We start from the raw sequence: 15,863 nt of genomic DNA, 5'->3' as shown, positions 1-15,863 counted from the left end.
CGATGACCGAGTTCAGCCGTCGCACCTTCGTCGGGGCCACCGCAGCGGCGGGCGCCGCCGCCCTGGTCGGCCTGCCCGCCGAGACCGCCTCCGCCGCCACCGTCACCCCCGGCTCCGTCGGGCTCTCCGGCACGGTCGCCGACATCCGGCACGTGGTGATCCTGATGCAGGAGAACCGCTCCTTCGACCACTACTTCGGCACCCTGAACGGCGTCCGCGGCTTCGACGACAAGCAGGCGCTCCAGTTCCCCGACGGCGGCAACGTGTTCCGCCAGCCCGACGCGGGCCGCAGCGACGGCGGCGTGATGCTGCCGTACCGGATGGACACCAGCAAGTACAACGCGCAGAACGCCGGCGGCCTCGCCCACGACTGGGCCACCGGCCACCAGGCCATCAACAACGGCGCGATGAACAAGTGGATCGCCGCCAAGGGCGAGCGCACGATGGGGTACTTCACCCGCGCCGACGTGCCCTACCAGTACGCGCTGGCCGACGCGTTCACGATCTGCGACGCCTACTTCACCTCACTGGCCGGGCCCACCGACCCGAACCGGCTCTACCTCTGGACCGGCACCTCCGGCCCCGGCGTGGACGGCACCACCGGCCCGTGGATCGACAACACCCCGGTCACCGACAACCCGGTGGCGGACTGGACCACCTACGCCGAGCGGCTGCACGCCGCCGGGGTGAGCTGGCGGGTCTACCACAACCCGAGCAAGGACGAGCGGACCGGCGACTACGACGACAACGCGCTCTCCTACTTCAAGCAGTTCCACAACTTCCCCGCCACCGACCCGCGGTACATCAACGCGATGACCAAGTTCGACCTGACCGCCTTCGACCAGCACTGCAAGGCGGGCACCCTGCCCACCGTCTCCTGGCTGGTGGCCCCGTACCTGTTCAGCGAGCACCCGGCGGCCAACCCCAACTACGGTGCGCACTGGGTCAACACCGCGCTCCAGTCGCTGATGGCCAACCCGGAGGTCTGGAAGCACACCGCCTACCTGGTGATGTACGACGAGAACGACGGCTACTTCGACCACATGGTGCCGCCCACCCCCGAGCCCGGCACCCCCGCCGAGTTCACCCAGGGCCGGGCGATCGGCTTCGGCAACCGGGTGCCGCTCTGGGTCGCCTCCCCCTGGTCGCGCGGCGGCTGGGTCAACTCCCAGGTCTTCGACCACACTTCGGTGCTCCGACTGCTGGAGGTCGTGACCGGTGTGCAGGAGCCCAACATCTCCGCCTGGCGCCGCGCCGTCAGCGGCGACCTCACCAGCTGCTTCGACTTCGGTGCCCCCGACCTCTCGATACCGGCCCTGCCCGACACCGCCGCGCTGATGGCCAAGGCCGACGCCGCCGCCTCGCTCCCGGCGGTCAAACTCCCCGCCACCGGCGCCCAGGCGATGCCGGTCCAGGAGCAGGGCGCCCGGCCGCACCGCCGCCTGCCGTACCGGCCCTGGGCCGACGTCGCGGTCGACCGGACCACCGGCAGGCTGACCTGCACGCTGGCCAACTCGGGCACGGTGGCGTTCCACTTCACGGTCTACCCGAACATCGCCTACGCCTTCGCGGGCACCCCGTACACGGTCGCTCCCGGCGCCACCGCGAGCTACGTCTGGGACACCGCCGCCACCGACGGCCGGTACGACTTCACCGTCCACGGCCCGGACGGCTTCGTCCGCCGCTTCGCCGGTTCGGTGGTGCCGGCCGGACAGGCCGACGTGGCCGTCCCGGTGGTGACCGCCGCCGTCTCCGGCAGCGCCCTCACCCTGACGCTGACCAACGCCGGGCAGACGCCCGCGTACTTCGCCGCCACCCCGAACGACTTCGCCACCCCGGCCCAGTCCGCCTGGGTCCCGGCGAACTCCACCCGCACCCTGAACTGGGCGCTCGACAACGGCCGTTACGACGTCACCGTGACCGCCGCCACCGGCACCCGCTTCGCCCAGCGCTATGCGGGCACGCTGCACTGACCCGGCGCAAATCCGGGTGACCCGCGGGCCCCGGGCGACCTACCCTCGGCGAATGGAGATCACCGCCGGGCTGCTGAACGTGGTGGACATCGAGGCCACCTGCTGGGAGGGCATGCCCCCGGTCGGCTCGGTCAGCGAGATCATCGAGATCGGGCTGACCGTGGTCGACCTCGACAGCAGGGAGCGGGTGGGGCGGCACCGGATCGTGGTGCGCCCCGCCCGCTCCTCGGTCAGCGCGTTCTGCACCGAGCTGACCGGGCTGACCCAGGCCGAGGTGGACGGCGGCGTCAGCTTCGCCGAGGCCTGCCGCCGGCTGGCCGCCGAGCACCGCAGCGGGGCGCTCCCGTGGGCGAGTTGGGGCGACTACGACCGCCTCCAGTTCACCCGCCAGTGCGCGGCCACCCGAGTCGCCTACCCGTTCGGACGGCGGCACGTGAACGCCAAGGCGGTCTTCGCCGAGGCGTACGGCCTGCGCAAGCGGCCCGGCATGGCACAGGCCCTCCGCATCGCCGGCCTCCCGCTGGAGGGACGCCACCACCGGGGCGAGGACGACGCCTGGAACATCGGCGCCCTGGTGCTCGACCTGGCCGCCCGCGACGGTTGGCCGGGCACGCCCGGCACGCCCGGGGCGGCCTGAACGCCCGGAGTTGTCGGGGCCCCTCGGTACGATCCGCGCCATGAGAGCTTCGGGCACGTTCACCGTGAAGAGCTTCGTCCCGGCCGAGCTGACGGTGGATCCGGTCATCGAGACCGCGATCCCGGTCGGCGTCGCGACCCTGACGAAGGAGTTCGAGGGCGAGATCATCGGCCGCTCCAGCACGATCTTCACCGGCGCGTACGACCAGGCGGCCGGGGTCGGCACCTACCTGGCGATGGAGTCCTTCGAGGGCTCGCTGAACGGGCACTTCGGCGCGTTCAACTTCGTCCACTCGATGACCACCACCGGGGGCGAGCCGAGCGACCGGTTCTTCCTGATCGTGCCCGCCAGCGGGACGGGCAAGCTGACGGGCATCACGGGTGGCGGCGGCCTCAAGGTGGAGGCCGACGGCACCCACCGGATCTGGTTCGACTACGAGATCGCCTGAGTCCTCACCCGGCGGGCTCCGGCACGATCGCGAACGCCTCGATCTCCAGCAGCAGTTCCGGCAGGAACAGCCCGGCCACCTGGACGGCCGAGCTGGCCGGGGCGTGCGCGGGGTCCAGCGCCTCGTCCCACGCGGTCCGGACGGCCGGCAGGTGGGCGATGTCGGTGACGAAGACGGTCAGCTTGGCCAGGTGCTCGAATCCGGCCCCGGCGGCGGCCAGGCAACTGCCGATGTTCGCGAAGACCTGCCGGGCCTGGGCCAGCGCGTCGCCCTCGCCCACCAGTCGGCCCTTCGCGTCCAACGCCACCTGTCCGGCGACGAACACCTGGCGTCCGACGCCGGACACGACGTGGCTGTAGCGGGTGCTGGGGGCGACCCCGGCGGGGTCGGCGACACGGTCGAGCTGAGGCATGACGGACCTTTCGAGCAGCTGATGACGTCCCGTCATCCTTCCCCCCGTACCGGCGTTCCGACAGCGAATAACCGGTCCGTCCCGGCCGGGCGGATGACATCCGTCATACCGTCCCGGTGACCGTCGGCGCTGCCGGGGGCGGCCGCTCCGGCGACAGACTGGTGCCACCGGCGGGGCGAGCGGCGCGAGGTCGGACGGGGTACTTCGGGGGACGGGATGACCAGCACCACCATCACCAAGCGGACCAGTACGGTTCCCACCGACGGCGAGGCGCGGTCGGTCGAGGCGCGGCCCACGGTCGCGGAACTGCGGCTCCCGGACTGGTACTTCGCCTTCGAGGCCGTGCTGGCCGGCGCGTACGACCTGATCAGCGCCTTCCCGTCGAGCTGGCCGGCCCTGGTCGCGCTGGGGGTGGTCAACCTGACGGTGTCGCTGACCGTGCTGCGGACCAGGCTCAAGCTGGCGAAGCTGATGTGGCGGGGCAAGGGGACGCGCAGGCTGGCCTTCGCGCTGCTGGGAGTGCGGATCGGCCTGCACGTCGTGCTCGGCCTGCTCGGCCTGGCGATCGGTGGGACGCTGGGCCACCTGGCGCTCGGGCTGCTGATGTCCGCGCTGACCATCGCCCTGCTGGTGCACGCCCAGCGCACCTCACTGCGGGCACTGGTGGCGGACGGCCGCGTGCTCGCCTGACCGGGCGCCGGCCCCGGGCCCGGCCGCGAGCGGCTCCGGCGGGACCGGGGTCCGGTACGGGGCCCTTCAGACCGAGGGCGGGGGCACGGCGCCGGACGGCGGCTGCTCGAACAGGCGGGCGGTGCGGCCGGTGAACTCGTACGGGAGCCGGAACGCGGCCGCCGCCTCGTACCGGTCGACCAGCCCGGACAGCTCCTGTTCGACGTCGCCCCAGTCACCGGCGTCGACCGGCGGGCGGTGGGTCCAGGGCAGCGGCTCCAGGCCGAGGGTCGTGAAGTTCCGCCAGGCCCCGGCGAGTTCGGCCCGCGCGGGGGCCAGCGCGGCCCCGCCGACCTGGTCGGCGAGCAGCTGCTCCAGCCCGGGCGGCAGCGGGCCGGCCGCGGCCAGCGTGATCCGGATCCGGAACACCGGGCCGAGGTAGCGGCGGATCGCGTCCTCGAAGAAGTCCCGGCCCGCCTCGGCCGCCCGGTCGGCGGAACGGGAGCCCTGCCAGCGCGGACCCCCGGCCACCGGGCCGGCCAGCCGGCCGTACAGCTCGGCGAACTGGTGGAACAGCAGCCCGGCCTCGGGCAGCAGTCGGACCGGTTCGAGCGCCACCGAGAGCGCGGTGGGTACCGGCTGCCTGGCCAGCTCGGTCCAGAGCAGCTCCCAGGAGCGGCCGCTGGGCGCGAACGGCCGGGCGGTGGCGGCCTGTCGGCGCGTCGATCCGGCCCGGGCGATGGTCCTGATGTCGATCCGCTTGCGGATCTCCCGCAGGTCGACCGTGCCGGACGGGCCGCCGCCAGGACCGATGGCGGTCAACTCCGGTTCCACGGCAGTCGGTTCGGCCACCACATGGGCGGGCAGGCCGGCCACGGCGGCCCGGACGGCGGCGGCCGCCGCCGCCGGGGTCGGCGCGTCGGCCCGGGCCAGCAGGGCGACCCGGAGCGGGCCGCCCGTCCCGCCGGTGCACCGCAGCTCGAACCGGCCGCCGGGGCGGCACAGCCCGCCCAGCCAGGCCAGCTCGACGGCCTCGGTCTCGGTCCTGCGCTGCTCCTCGCCGAGCACGGTGCCGACCCGGCGCCCGGCCGGCCCGAGCACCGTCCCGAGCGCCGGGGCGAGCCGCAGCGCCGTCCAGGCGGTGTACCCGCCGGCCCCGCCAGCGGTGATCAGCGGCCGATCCGCCGTCACCGCGGACCGACCCGTCCCGGCGGCGCGACCGGCCCGGCCGTCGGGATGCAGCTGCCGGGGAAGCCGGCCGTACCGGTTCTGAACATATGAGTTCTCCCTGGCGGTCCGTCAGATCGCGGGTGCGGTCGACATGTTCGCACATCGACGCGTCCCTGTCAGAGGAAGCCGCGGCACGGTCGGGACCGGGTGGTGACACCTGCCCCAGGCGACCGGGACAGCGGGTTCCGCACCATGGTGGGCAGAACGGACCCCCGCAGCCCGAGGAGGAGAACGGCATGCGGCCGACCCCCACCCCCACGGCCACCGGCTACGCCGGTGAGCTGATCGTCGCGGCGCCCGGCGGCGCCTCGGACGTCTACGCGATGCACGGCGGCAAGGCCGTCGCGCGCTGGAAGTGCCTGGCCCGCAGGCTCGGCCTGGAGGGCACCTGGGAGGCGATCGAGATCTCCACCCTGCCCCCCGGGGCCGAGTGCGGCGTGCACCACCACAGCCGGACCGAGGAGCTGTACTTCGTGGTCGCCGGGACCGGGGAGCTGCTGCTGGACGGACGGCTGCGCACCGTCCCGCCGGGCACCCTGATCACCAACCCGGTCGGCACCCGGCACCGGCTGAACAACCCCGGCGCCGAGGACCTGCACTGGATCGTCATCGAGGTGATCGGTCCGCAGGTCGCCACGATCCTGACCGGCGACCCCGGCCACTCCGGAAGGAACACCATGAGCAGTGCCACCGTCATCGACCTCGAAGCGCACGGTCCGGTGGACCTCACCACCCTGCTGAGCGGCCCGCTCCGCGAGGCCAGGCTGGTCACGCTCCGTCCCGGCGAGCGGGAGACGCTCCGGTCGGACGACCGGGAGCACACCCTGTTCGTGCTGGACGGCACCGGGACGGCGGTCGCCGGGGAGACCGAGGTGGACCTGGCCCCCGGCACCGGGGTGACCCTGCCGCTGGGCAGCGCGGTCGAGCTGCGGGCCGACGGGCGCCCGCTCCGGTTCTTCACCGCCAGTCTGGGCGTGCCGGACGCCAAGGACGGCCGGCGGGTGTCCGGAGGGAGCACGGCATGATCATCTCGCGAACGGGCAACGCCCCCGCCACGCTGCGCGACGACGCGGTGCGCAGCTCCGGCCAGTCCCTGGCCCGACGTGGCTTCTTCCACAGTGAGACCGAGTCGGTGGACCACCTGCGGCTGGCCCCCGGCAGCCGGATCGACGGCCGGGGCCGGGCGGGCACCGAGGAGATCTGGTTCGTGGTCAGCGGCGGCGGCCGGCTGGTCACCGCCGACGGCAGCACCCTGCCGCTCCAGCGCAACGCGCTCGCGGTCTGCGAGCTCGGCAGCGGCGCCGTCCTGCACGCGGGCCCGGACGGCCTGACCGCACTCCTGGTCGCCGTGGTCCCGCCCGGGCTGACCGACGCGATGCCGGTCAGGTTCCCGGCCGGCGGATGACCGCGGGGGCCGGTCCGGGGCCCACTCCCCGGACCGGCCCCACGGCGGCGGTCAGCCGGCCAGCAGCAGCGCGGGCAGCTCCGCGATCGAGCCCAGCACGTGGGTGGCACCGTCCGCGAGCAGCCGCTCCCGGTCGTGCGCACCGGTCAGCACCCCGGCCACCACCGAGGCGCCGGAGCGCACACCGGTGAGCATGTCGTAGCCGGTGTCACCGACCACCGCGAGCTCGCGGACCGAGTCGGTGCCGGTGCGCAGCAGCGCGGTGAGCGCCAGGTCGGGGTAGGGGCGACCCCGGCCCGCCTCGGCCGGACAGAGCGTCAGATCGGCGATGTCCTGCCAGCCGAGCGCACCGAGGATCTGGTCCTGGGTGGCCCTGGAGAACCCGGTGGTGAGCACCACCTTGCGCCCGGCGGCGCGGAGTTCGGCGATCGCCTCGGCCGCACCGGGCAGCGCGGCGCAGTGCCCGGCGTCGACCAGCCGGTGGTAGGCGGCCTCGAAGGCCAGGTTGGCCTGCTGGGCCCTGGCCTCCTCGCCGAACAGGTGGCGGAAGACCGAGATCTTCGACTCGCCCATGGTGGCGCGGACGTGCTCCAGCATCCGCTGGTGCTCGGCGCTGCCGGCCTCGACGCCGAGCTCGTCGGCGGCGGCCTGGAAGGCGCGCTCGACCAGGCCGTCGTCGGCCACGGTGGTGCCGGCCATGTCGAGCACGACCAGAGAGATGTCAGTCATCAGCGAACTACCCTTACAGGTTGGTGAGTTGGGCGGTGGTCTCGGCGATGGCGGGCGAGCAGGTCATGCCGCGGCCGCCGGGGCCGGTGACCAGCCAGACGCCGCTGCGCAGCTGCTCGCGGTGGACCACCCGGGTGGTGTCGACGCACTGGGCGTAGACGCCGGCCCAGCGGTGGCGGATCCGGGGCAGCGGACGGCCGAGCAGCTCCTCGGCCACGGCGGCCAGGTGCTCGTACGGCTCCTCGACCACGTCGAAGTTGAACGGCTGGTCGTACTCGTGGGTGTCACCGATGGTCAGACCGCCGTCGCGGCGCTGGACCATCAGCAGCTGCATCTTGTGCTCGGCGGCCACCGGGCCCTGCGGCTGGGCGGCGCGCAGCTCCTCCAGGGCCGGCCCGGCGAAGGCCGGGTAGTAGCGGAAGCTGTCGCCGTCGGCGACCGAGGTGGGCATCGACTCGCCCAGCGGGTCGGTCTGCATCATCTGCAACCGCACCTTGCGGACCGGCAGTTCGGGCGCCAGCTCGCGGACCAGGCCGCCCAGCCAGGCACCGGTGCAGAGGATCACCAGATCGCCCTGGTGGGTCTGCCCGTGGTCGTCCCGGACCGCGTTCTCGCCGACCACCTCGCGCACCTCCCGTCCCGGCAGGAAGGTGTAGCGGCCGGTGGCCTCCAGCGCGGCGCGCAGCGCGGGCTGGGCCACCCGGGGCTCGACGGCCGCGTCCCGGTCGCAGTGCAGCGCGCCGAGCAGCTTGCCGCGCAGGGCGGGGTTGGCGGCTCTGGTCTGCTCGGCGTCGAGCAGCCGGTAGCCCCGCTCCTTGGCGTCCGGGCGCAGCAACGCCTGTTCCGCCACCGCGAGTTCGGCCTCGGTGCGGACGACGGTCAGCGATCCGTTGCCGCGGAACCACAGCCCGGGCACCTTGGCGCCGATGCCCTCCCAGAGCTCGCGCGCCCGCAGCGCGGTCTCCAGCTCCTCCCCGGCGGCCCGGCCGCTGACCCAGACCAGGCCGAAGTTGCGCACCGAAGCACCGCGCGCCTCGCTCTCGCGCTCCAGGTGGACGACTTCGTGGCCGCGCTCGACGGCCTGCCAGGCGTGCATGGTCCCCAGCACGCCCGCTCCTACGACGATGACTCTCATGGCGGCCAGACTGGAGCGCCCAGGTGTCCTACGGGCGTCCGAACGGCAGCGAGGAGATTAACCGGCTCGCAAGAGTTGTACATACAACCTGGGCGGCCGGTCCGACCGGAGGGCCGTCAGCGCAGCACCCGGGCGGAGAGGTAGTTGCGGCGCCCGAAGCGCGGTTCGTCCACCGCCGTCAGCTCCTCCACCTGGAACCGGTACAGCGCGGCCGCCCCGGCGCCGGCCAGGTACTGCCGCCGCAGCTCCGGGTCCCGCCCGAAGTCCGGGTAGCGGGCCTGGTAGGCGGCGAAGGCCGCCTCGGCCTGGTGGCCCCAGGCCTCGCCCGCGCTGCCGGTGAACTGGATGCCGCGCAGCTGCTCGCCGAAGACCGGCGGCGGCAGGAAGACGGTCGCGGCGGCCCTGGCCTCCTCGGTCAGGTGCAGGCTGTGCCGGGTCGAGCGCTCGCTGACGAAGTAGAGCACCAGGTCGTCGTCGTAGGCGAAGAAGGCGAGGTTCGCGTGCGGGCCGCGCTCGGGCCCGGTGGTGGCCAGGGTGAGCACCATGCTCTCGGCCAGCAGGCCCTCGACCCCCTTGGCCAACTCCGGTGCGGGCCAGTCGCCCTGGGTCATTTCGAGCCGGAACGCCATGGGTGCCCCCTCAAGGACCGAGCCGGGCCGGGGAGTTCCCGGACCGGCTCACATGCTCTCCCCGGGCCCGGGGTCGCACAAGAGGACCGTCAGCGGCGGACCGGCACCGCCGGGGCGCCGGGTCCGGCGCCGAGGAACGGACCGAGCGGTCCGCTGCGGCCCCGGTCCACCAGCGGCGCCGCCCGGGCCGCGAGCAGCGCGAGCGGGACGGCCACCAGGATGCCGACCAGCGCGCCCGCCAGCACGTCGTGCGGGTAGTGCACGCCCACCCAGACCCGGGAGGCGGCCATCAGCAGCGCGGCCGCCGCGCAGACCCAGCCCAGCGCCCGGAAGGCGAACCAGAGCGCGGTCGCGGTGGCGAAGGCGATCACCGCGTGGTTGCTCGGGAAGGACCAGTCGCCCGGCGCCGGGCAGACCTCCAACGTGGCCGTCCCCGGCCGCTGCTGACAGGGCCTCACCTCCTCCACCAGGCCCTTCAGCACCGTGTTGACCAGGTAGGCGGCGACCACGATCAGCGGGGCGGCCAGCACCCGGGCCATCACCACCGGGTCGGCGCTCCGGGCCCGCCACCAGCCGTAGAGCATGAACAGCGCGAAGACCGCCAGGCCGACGTCCGACCAGATCCGGACCGCCTGGTCGAACCAGTCCGGGGCGCCGTCCGCCCAGCCGACCACGGTGGACCAGAGGCCGCCGTCGATCCCACTGCCGTCGTAGGCGAGCGGCCCGGATCCGAACGTCTCATGAACAATGGGGATCACAAGGACAACTACTACCAGACCGCCACCAGGAACCCGATATCCGGCGAAGCATCACAGATCGTCTCCATACCGAACGGTCGAAAGATTTGCCAAGACCTCCATTCGGCGGGCCTGCGGTCGTAACCTGTCCCGTGACACCACGGGACGGGGAGGCACCGGTTTGCTGGAGAGTCATCGCGCGGTCCCGCAGCCTCGCCGGACCCCGGAGGCCCTCGACCTGGCCAGAGTGCACGACGAGGTGCTGTCCGACACCGCCGAGGCCCCCGAGCCCCGGCCCGAGATCGGCGACTCCTGGGAGCGGCTGCGCCGGCTCGGGCTCGACCCCGAACGCGGCCGCAACGCCTACCGGCTGAGCCTGGCCGAGGTGGAGCACCGGCGCCGGGAGACCCACCTCTCCGACATCCTCCCGGTGCTCCGCTCCACCCTGCTGCTCCCCACCAGCGGCACCCCGCTGATCCTGGCGATCAGCGACGGCGAGGGCCACGTGCTCTGGCACGAGGGCGAACGCCCGCTGCTGCGCACCGCCGACGGCATCGGCTTCGAGACCGGCGCCCGCTGGGTCGAGGACGAGGTCGGCACCAACGGCATCGGCATGGCGCTGCGCATCCGCCGGCCGATGCAGGTGCACTCCGCCGAGCACTACCTGCGCAGCCACCACAACTGGACCTGCGTCGCCGCCCCGATCCACGACCCGCGCACCGGACAGCTGCTCGGCGCGGTCAACCTCAGCGGGCCGGCCCGCACCATGGCCCCGTACCTGCTGCAGCTCGCCGCCACCGCGGCCCGGCTGGCCGAGGCCGAGCTGAGGGCCCGTCAGCTGGAGGCGCTGCACCGGCTGCGCACCGTGGCCACCCCGCTGCTGGCCAAGGTCGACCAGCCCGCCCTGGTGGTGGACAGCGCGGGCTGGACCGCCGCCGCGATCGGCCTGCCGCCGGTCCCCCGGCTCCGGCTGCCCGCCGGCGGGCTCGGCTCCTCGCCCCGGCTCTGGCTACCGACCATCGGCGAGTGCGCGGTCGAGCCGCTGGCCGACGGCTGGCTGATCCGCCCGCTGGGCGGCGGCACCGACCCGGACGGCCTGAGCGAGCAGACCGAGGGGGCCAGGATCACGCTGGACCTGCGCCGCAGCACCCGGCCCGAACTCGCCGTCTCCGGCGCGGTGGGCAGCTGGTCGCACACCCTCAGCCCCCGGCACGCCGAACTGCTGCTGCTGCTCGCGGTGCACCGGGAGGGGCTGAGCGCCGCCGGGCTGGCCGAGGCGCTGTTCGGCGACTCCGCCAGAACGGTGACGGTACGGGCCGAGATCTCCCGGCTGCGGCGCTACCTGGGCGGGCTGCTGGACCACCGGCCGTACCGGCTCACCCGGTCCGCCGAGGTCTCGGTGCTCCCGCCGGACGACCCGTACGACCTGCTGCCGACCTCCTCCGCACCGGCCGTCCGGGAGCTGCGGGCCGAGCTGCTGCGCGGGGCGCTCCAACTGCCGGGGACGGGGTGCCTCGGGTCCTGCTGACGTGCGGGCGCCGGTCTCAGCGCGGGCCTCGGCGCGGGCGCCGGTCTCAGCCGCCGAGGAGGGCGGCGAGCTGCTCGTCGGTCGGCCCGGCGATCGCCTCGGCCTCGGCCGAGACGCAGGCGTAGGTGCGGTCCAGCCAGTCCTTCACCCTGGGCTTGGAGACCTCCAACAGGGCCCGGCCGTGCGGTGATTCAAGCGCCAGGTGCAGGGTCGAGCCGTGACAGGGACAGTACGCGGGCCAGAGCTTGACGTCACCCTGGCCGCTCAGGCCCTGCAGGCCGTCCCGCAGCAGGTCGCGGGAGAACACCCAGTCCGCCTCGTCCGAGCGGCCCAGGTGGAAGGTGAGCAGCACCTCGTAAGGCCGGTCCGGGTCGTACCTGAACCGGGTGCGCACCTCGCCCACCGAGTCCTCGTCAAGGGCGATCCGCAGTGTCAGGATCTCCTCCACCGGCCCGGGTTCGACGTCGGGTCGGACCGCCTCGTCGCCCGTGGGGGTGGCGGCGAACGGCGGGTTCGAGGCTGCTGACAGTGGGTCGCGCGGCATGACGATCTCTCCGAGGCGGCTGGGGTTCCGCCCAGACTGCGGCAGTGCGCCCGCTCCTGCAACGGTTGCAAAGAGGTTGCAACAAGCCTCCGGGGCGGCCGAGCTGACAGAGCCGCAAGTGTCATCAAGCTGTTTCCCAACGGACCTGGCGGTCCGTCAGGTAACCGCTGGTAGTCTCTTCTGACTCTGCCCGTGACCGGGCGATGGCAGGCCCGGACGGTGGGGAGGGGCGAGACGATGCTCCGCGAGGAGAGCGGGACGGTGCTGGTCGCCGTCCCCGACGGCCGGCAGCGGCGGCACGGTCGGCAGAAGCCGGTCGGGGCGCGGTTCCGACTGCCCGGGTTCCGGTTCTCCGGCGCCGCGATGGCGATGTCCACCGTGGTGGGCATCAGCGTCGCCACCACCTGGCTGGTCAGCGAGCAGCAGAACGTGGGCCGGCTGCCCGGCGTCTCCAACGTCGGCGCCAGCCCGCCGGTACCGAGCCCGGACTCGGCCGCGCAGGCGATCGCCAGCACCTCGGCCGTCCCCGCCGTGCCCGCCGCGTCCGCCTCCCCGTCCGGCCAGGCCACCCGGAGCACCCCGCCCGCGGCCAAGCCGGTCACGGCTCCCCCGAGCCCGCCGCGCGGCGCCGCCCCGTCGGCACCGACCGTCGAGGCCCCGGTCGCGGTGGCGAGCAGCCCGGCGCCCGGCAGCGCGGCGCCGACGGCCCCGGCCGCCACCCCGTCGAGCTCTCCCACCGCCCCGGCCTCGCCGATCGCCGCCGCACCGCCGGCCGCCAAGCAGCCTGCCAGCGCCGCGCCGGACCTGCTGACCGGAACGGCCGAGCGCCGGCCGCTCGGGCCCTCCGGCACCCGGCACACCCTGGAGCTGACGGTGACCGCGCCGGTCACCGCGCTCCAGGTCGAGTTCCGGCTGGAGCGGCCGGCCGCCCTGCCCGGCACCCTGCCCTGGAGCAACGTGCCCGGCGCGGTGGTGACCGTCCTCCAGGAGCGCGGCACCGTGGTCTACCGCTTCACCCTCGCCCCGGGCCTGGACGTCGGGCCCGGTGCGTACGTCTTCGCCGTGCACGGCGCCGGCACCGCGCCGGACCGGTCGGAGGTCCGGAAGGACCGGGCCGCGGTCGAGGAGAGCTGGACCGCCTCGGCGTTCGGTCTGCTGGACCGGCCGCACGCGGTGGCCGTCCGCGGCCTGTTCGGCTGACGCCCCGAGCCCGGAGCCCGTACGCGGGGGCCCGGGTGGGCCCCCGCGCGGCGGAGCGTCAGCCCCGGATCCGGGCGGCCCGGGCCAGGTCGTCCAGCTGGTCGGCTAGCACCCGGCGCAGCACCGGGGTCAACTCGCCCTCGGCCAGCGTCCGTTCGGCCAGCGCGACGGCCTCAGGGGTGGACCGGCCGGCCGGGAACAGGTGGGAGCCGAGCGAGCGGGCGACGATGTCCCCGCGCCCGCCGGCGGCCGGGATCTCGGCGAAGTACCGCTCCAGGTAGGCGTCCTGCAGCTGCTCCGACCCCGACTGCCAGAAACCCTGTGCAGTCGCGGTGAGTTGGGCGTTGGAGAGCCCGCTCGCCGGGTCGAACAGCGACTGCCAGGCCCGCTCCTTGTCCTCGGCGCCGGACAGTGCGGCCCGGGCGCGCGCCGCGCCCTCGGTCGCGGTCACCCCCGGGTCGGCGGCCAGCTCGACCGCGATCCGCTCCGCGCCGATCACCCCGTGCACCGTCAGCCGGAGCAGCGCGGCCCAGCGGAGCGCGGCGCTGAGCTCCTGCCCGTACGCCCCCTCGGCGAGCCACTGCTCCAGCTCGGCCAGCTGCTCCGGGCCGCTCGCGTTCTCGACCGCGGACTTCAGTGCGGCCTGCCGCAGCCCCTGGTCCGCCTCCGGGCGGGCCAGCAACTCCCGTGCGGCCGAGGCCAGTCGGGCCTCGGCCGCCGGACGCTCGGCCGGTGCCAGGTACGGCAGCAGCCGGAGCCGGCCGAAGGTCAGCACCGCCTCCACGATCGCGTCCACCGGCTCGCCCGGCAGGTGCGCGGCGACCAGGTCCAGGTAGGCCGAGGGCGGCAGTTCGCCGTCCCGGGTGAGGTCGCGGGCGTGCTCCCAGAGCACCGCGCGGGTCAGCGGGTCCTCGAACCGGGAGAGCGCGGCGGCGACGGTCCGCCAGGAGGTCTGGTCGAGCCGGACCTTGGCCCAGCTGAGGTCGCCGAAGTTCGGCAGCAGCAGCGCGGGGGCCGGTGCGCCGGCCAGCTGCGGCAGGGCGGTCGGACGGCCCGGCCCGACCTCCACCTCGAAGGACTCGCGCAGCACCGGCCGCCCGTCGTCGGCCAGGTCGAAGACGCCCAGCCCGACCAGGTGCGGGCGGCTGCCGGTCGGCACCAGCTCGGCCGAGGCGATCCGCTCGCCGCCGTCCTGGTACGCGACCTGCACCCGCAGCGTGTCGACGCCGCTGGTGCGCAGCCAGCTCTCGGCCCAGCCGTGCACGTCCCGGCCGCTGCTCTCCGCCAACACGTCCAGGAACTCCGCGAGTTCGGCGTTGCCGAAGCGGTGCCGGGCGAAGTGCTCGTTGATCCCGGCGAAGAACGCCTCGTCGCCGAGCCAGGCGACCAGCTGCCGCAGCGCGGCGGCGCCCTTGGCGTAGGAGATGCCGTCGAAGTTGCTCATCGCCTCGGCGACGCTCTCCAGGCCGTTCGCGGCGATCGGGTGGGTGGTGACGCGCTGGTCGGCGTCGTAGCCCCAGCCCTTGCGCTTGACCGCAAAGCCGCTCCAGGAGTTGGTGAAGCGGGTCGCCTCGGCCGCCACCCGGAAGCCCAGGTACTCGGCGAAGGACTCGTTCAGCCAGATGTCGTCCCACCAGCGCAGCGTGACCAGGTCGCCGAACCACATGTGCGCCATCTCGTGCGCGACCACCATGGCCCGGCCGGCCCGCTCCGCCTCGGTCGGCGCGGAGTGGAACAGCATCTCCTCGGCGAACACCACGCAGCCCGGGTTCTCCATCGCGCCCCAGTTGAACTCGGGCACGAAGGCCTGGTCGTAGCGGCCGAACGGGTAGCGCTGGTCGAAGAGTTCGTGCAGCCGGTCGAAGGAGGCCCGGGTCACCTCGAACAGCTCGACGGCCTCCCGGTCCAGGTCGGCGGCCAGCGCGCGGCGGCCGTGCAGGCCGAGCGGGATGCCGTCGTGCTCGGAGTACACCGAGTGCAGCGGGCCCGCGACCACGGTGAACAGGTAGGTGCTGATCGGCAGCGTGGGCTCGAACTCCCAGCGCCCCTCGGCGACCTGCTTGCCCGCGCCGTTGCCGAGCACCGTCCACCCGGCGGGTGCGGTGGCGGCGATGGCGAGCGGCGCCTTGAGGTCGGGCTGGTCGAAGCAGGGGAAGACCAGCGGCGCCAGGTCGGGGCCGCAGGTGGCGTACAGGTAGACCTCGCCGTCGGCGGGGTCGGTGTACCGGTGCAGGCCCTCGCCGGTGCTGGAGTAGTTCTGGTCGGTCTCCAGCAGCAGCTCGTTCTCGGCCAGCAGGCCGGTCAGCGGGAGCCGGTTGCCGTCCAGTGCGGCCGGGTCGAGCTCGGTGCCGTTCAGCACCGCCCGGCGCAGGGTCTGCGGCCGGAGGTCGAGGAAGGTCGCGGCACCGGCCTCGGCGCTGCCGAACCGGATCACGGTGGTGCAGCCGAACACGGTCTCGCCCCGGGTGAGGTCGAGATCGATGCGGTAGCCGTGCACCTGGAGCAGTCGGGCACGGGTGCGTGCCTCGGTACGTTGAAGAGCTGGCATCCCTGCATGCTTCCCCAGCTCGACGGCCCGTTCAAGAGC

At 74.0% G+C, this 15,863-nt stretch carries 16 protein-coding genes; 8 read left to right on the top strand and 8 right to left on the bottom strand.

Annotated features, from left to right (window positions below):
* Positions 1-2 precede the first annotated feature (2 nt).
* Genes ABT118_RS19045 through ABT118_RS19035 form a run of 3 tightly spaced genes read left to right on the top strand, consistent with a single transcriptional unit; the run spans position 3 to position 3,058 of the window.
* Positions 3-1,973 carry a phosphocholine-specific phospholipase C gene (locus tag ABT118_RS19045; protein ID WP_350669917.1) on the top strand — a complete coding sequence of 657 codons (1,971 nt, stop codon included), beginning with the start codon at positions 3-5 and terminating at the stop codon, positions 1,971-1,973.
* Between the two features lie 52 nt (positions 1,974-2,025).
* A complete protein-coding gene (locus tag ABT118_RS19040; protein ID WP_350669916.1) occupies positions 2,026-2,610 on the top strand; it encodes a 3'-5' exonuclease in 585 nt (194 codons plus the stop codon).
* A gap of 40 nt (positions 2,611-2,650) precedes the next feature.
* Positions 2,651-3,058: a DUF3224 domain-containing protein gene (locus ABT118_RS19035; protein WP_350669915.1), complete on the top strand. Its 408-nt coding sequence runs from the start codon at positions 2,651-2,653 to the stop codon at positions 3,056-3,058.
* Positions 3,059-3,062: 4 nt separating this feature from the next.
* On the opposite strand, the gene ABT118_RS19030 is transcribed toward ABT118_RS19035, so the two are convergent.
* Positions 3,063-3,470, bottom strand: coding sequence for a RidA family protein (locus tag ABT118_RS19030; protein WP_350669914.1), 408 nt, complete (start codon positions 3,468-3,470; stop codon positions 3,063-3,065).
* A gap of 216 nt (positions 3,471-3,686) precedes the next feature.
* Between ABT118_RS19030 and ABT118_RS19025 the strand changes: the two genes are divergently transcribed.
* Positions 3,687-4,160 (top strand): hypothetical protein, encoded by a 474-nt coding sequence (locus tag ABT118_RS19025; RefSeq protein ID WP_350669913.1) that lies wholly within the window; start codon positions 3,687-3,689, stop codon positions 4,158-4,160.
* A 66-nt stretch (positions 4,161-4,226) separates the two neighbouring features.
* On the opposite strand, the gene ABT118_RS19020 is transcribed toward ABT118_RS19025, so the two are convergent.
* On the bottom strand, positions 4,227-5,330 hold the full coding sequence (locus ABT118_RS19020) for a hypothetical protein (RefSeq protein WP_350669912.1): 1,104 nt from the start codon (positions 5,328-5,330) through the stop codon (positions 4,227-4,229).
* A 275-nt stretch (positions 5,331-5,605) separates the two neighbouring features.
* Between ABT118_RS19020 and ABT118_RS19015 the strand changes: the two genes are divergently transcribed.
* Positions 5,606-6,394 (top strand): cupin domain-containing protein, encoded by a 789-nt coding sequence (locus ABT118_RS19015; protein ID WP_350669911.1) that lies wholly within the window; start codon positions 5,606-5,608, stop codon positions 6,392-6,394.
* Positions 6,391-6,774, top strand: a complete 384-nt coding sequence (locus ABT118_RS19010; RefSeq protein WP_350669910.1) for a cupin domain-containing protein — start codon at positions 6,391-6,393, stop codon at positions 6,772-6,774. Before ABT118_RS19015 ends, ABT118_RS19010 begins: the two co-directional genes overlap by 4 nt.
* A gap of 51 nt (positions 6,775-6,825) precedes the next feature.
* Here the strand turns inward: ABT118_RS19010 and ABT118_RS19005 are convergent, their stop codons facing one another.
* The 4 genes from ABT118_RS19005 to ABT118_RS18990 form a co-directional block, all read right to left on the bottom strand.
* Positions 6,826-7,503: a phosphonatase-like hydrolase gene (locus tag ABT118_RS19005; RefSeq protein WP_350669909.1), complete on the bottom strand. Its 678-nt coding sequence runs from the start codon at positions 7,501-7,503 to the stop codon at positions 6,826-6,828.
* A gap of 13 nt (positions 7,504-7,516) precedes the next feature.
* Positions 7,517-8,638, bottom strand: a complete 1,122-nt coding sequence (locus ABT118_RS19000; RefSeq protein WP_350669908.1) for a TIGR03364 family FAD-dependent oxidoreductase — start codon at positions 8,636-8,638, stop codon at positions 7,517-7,519.
* Between the two features lie 116 nt (positions 8,639-8,754).
* Positions 8,755-9,267, bottom strand: coding sequence for a pyridoxamine 5'-phosphate oxidase family protein (locus ABT118_RS18995; protein ID WP_350669907.1), 513 nt, complete (start codon positions 9,265-9,267; stop codon positions 8,755-8,757).
* Between the two features lie 89 nt (positions 9,268-9,356).
* Complete coding sequence (locus ABT118_RS18990) at positions 9,357-10,025, bottom strand: phosphatase PAP2 family protein (protein ID WP_350669906.1); 669 nt, start codon at positions 10,023-10,025, stop codon at positions 9,357-9,359.
* Between the two features lie 160 nt (positions 10,026-10,185).
* On the opposite strand from ABT118_RS18990, the gene ABT118_RS18985 reads away from it, so the two are divergent.
* The gene (locus ABT118_RS18985) at positions 10,186-11,532 is read left to right on the top strand and encodes a helix-turn-helix domain-containing protein (RefSeq protein ID WP_350669905.1); all 1,347 of its coding nucleotides are present in this window, start codon (positions 10,186-10,188) and stop codon (positions 11,530-11,532) included.
* Between the two features lie 46 nt (positions 11,533-11,578).
* Here the strand turns inward: ABT118_RS18985 and ABT118_RS18980 are convergent, their stop codons facing one another.
* A complete protein-coding gene (locus tag ABT118_RS18980; protein ID WP_350669904.1) occupies positions 11,579-12,076 on the bottom strand; it encodes an SsgA family sporulation/cell division regulator in 498 nt (165 codons plus the stop codon).
* 192 nt (positions 12,077-12,268) lie between these two features.
* Here ABT118_RS18980 and ABT118_RS18975 point away from each other — a divergent pair, with 192 nt between their 5' ends.
* Entirely contained in the window at positions 12,269-13,276 is a 1,008-nt protein-coding gene (locus tag ABT118_RS18975) for a hypothetical protein (RefSeq protein ID WP_350669903.1), read from the top strand.
* Positions 13,277-13,334: 58 nt separating this feature from the next.
* Here ABT118_RS18975 and pepN read toward each other — a convergent pair whose 3' ends face one another.
* Entirely contained in the window at positions 13,335-15,824 is a 2,490-nt protein-coding gene (pepN, locus tag ABT118_RS18970; protein WP_350669902.1) for an aminopeptidase N, read from the bottom strand.
* Between the last annotated feature and the right edge of the window lie 39 nt (positions 15,825-15,863).

Origin of the sequence: Kitasatospora sp. NPDC002040, from assembly GCF_040296785.1 — a bacterium.
Classification (GTDB): Bacteria; Actinomycetota; Actinomycetes; order Streptomycetales; family Streptomycetaceae; genus Kitasatospora.
This window is presented reverse-complemented; position numbering and strand designations above follow the sequence as displayed.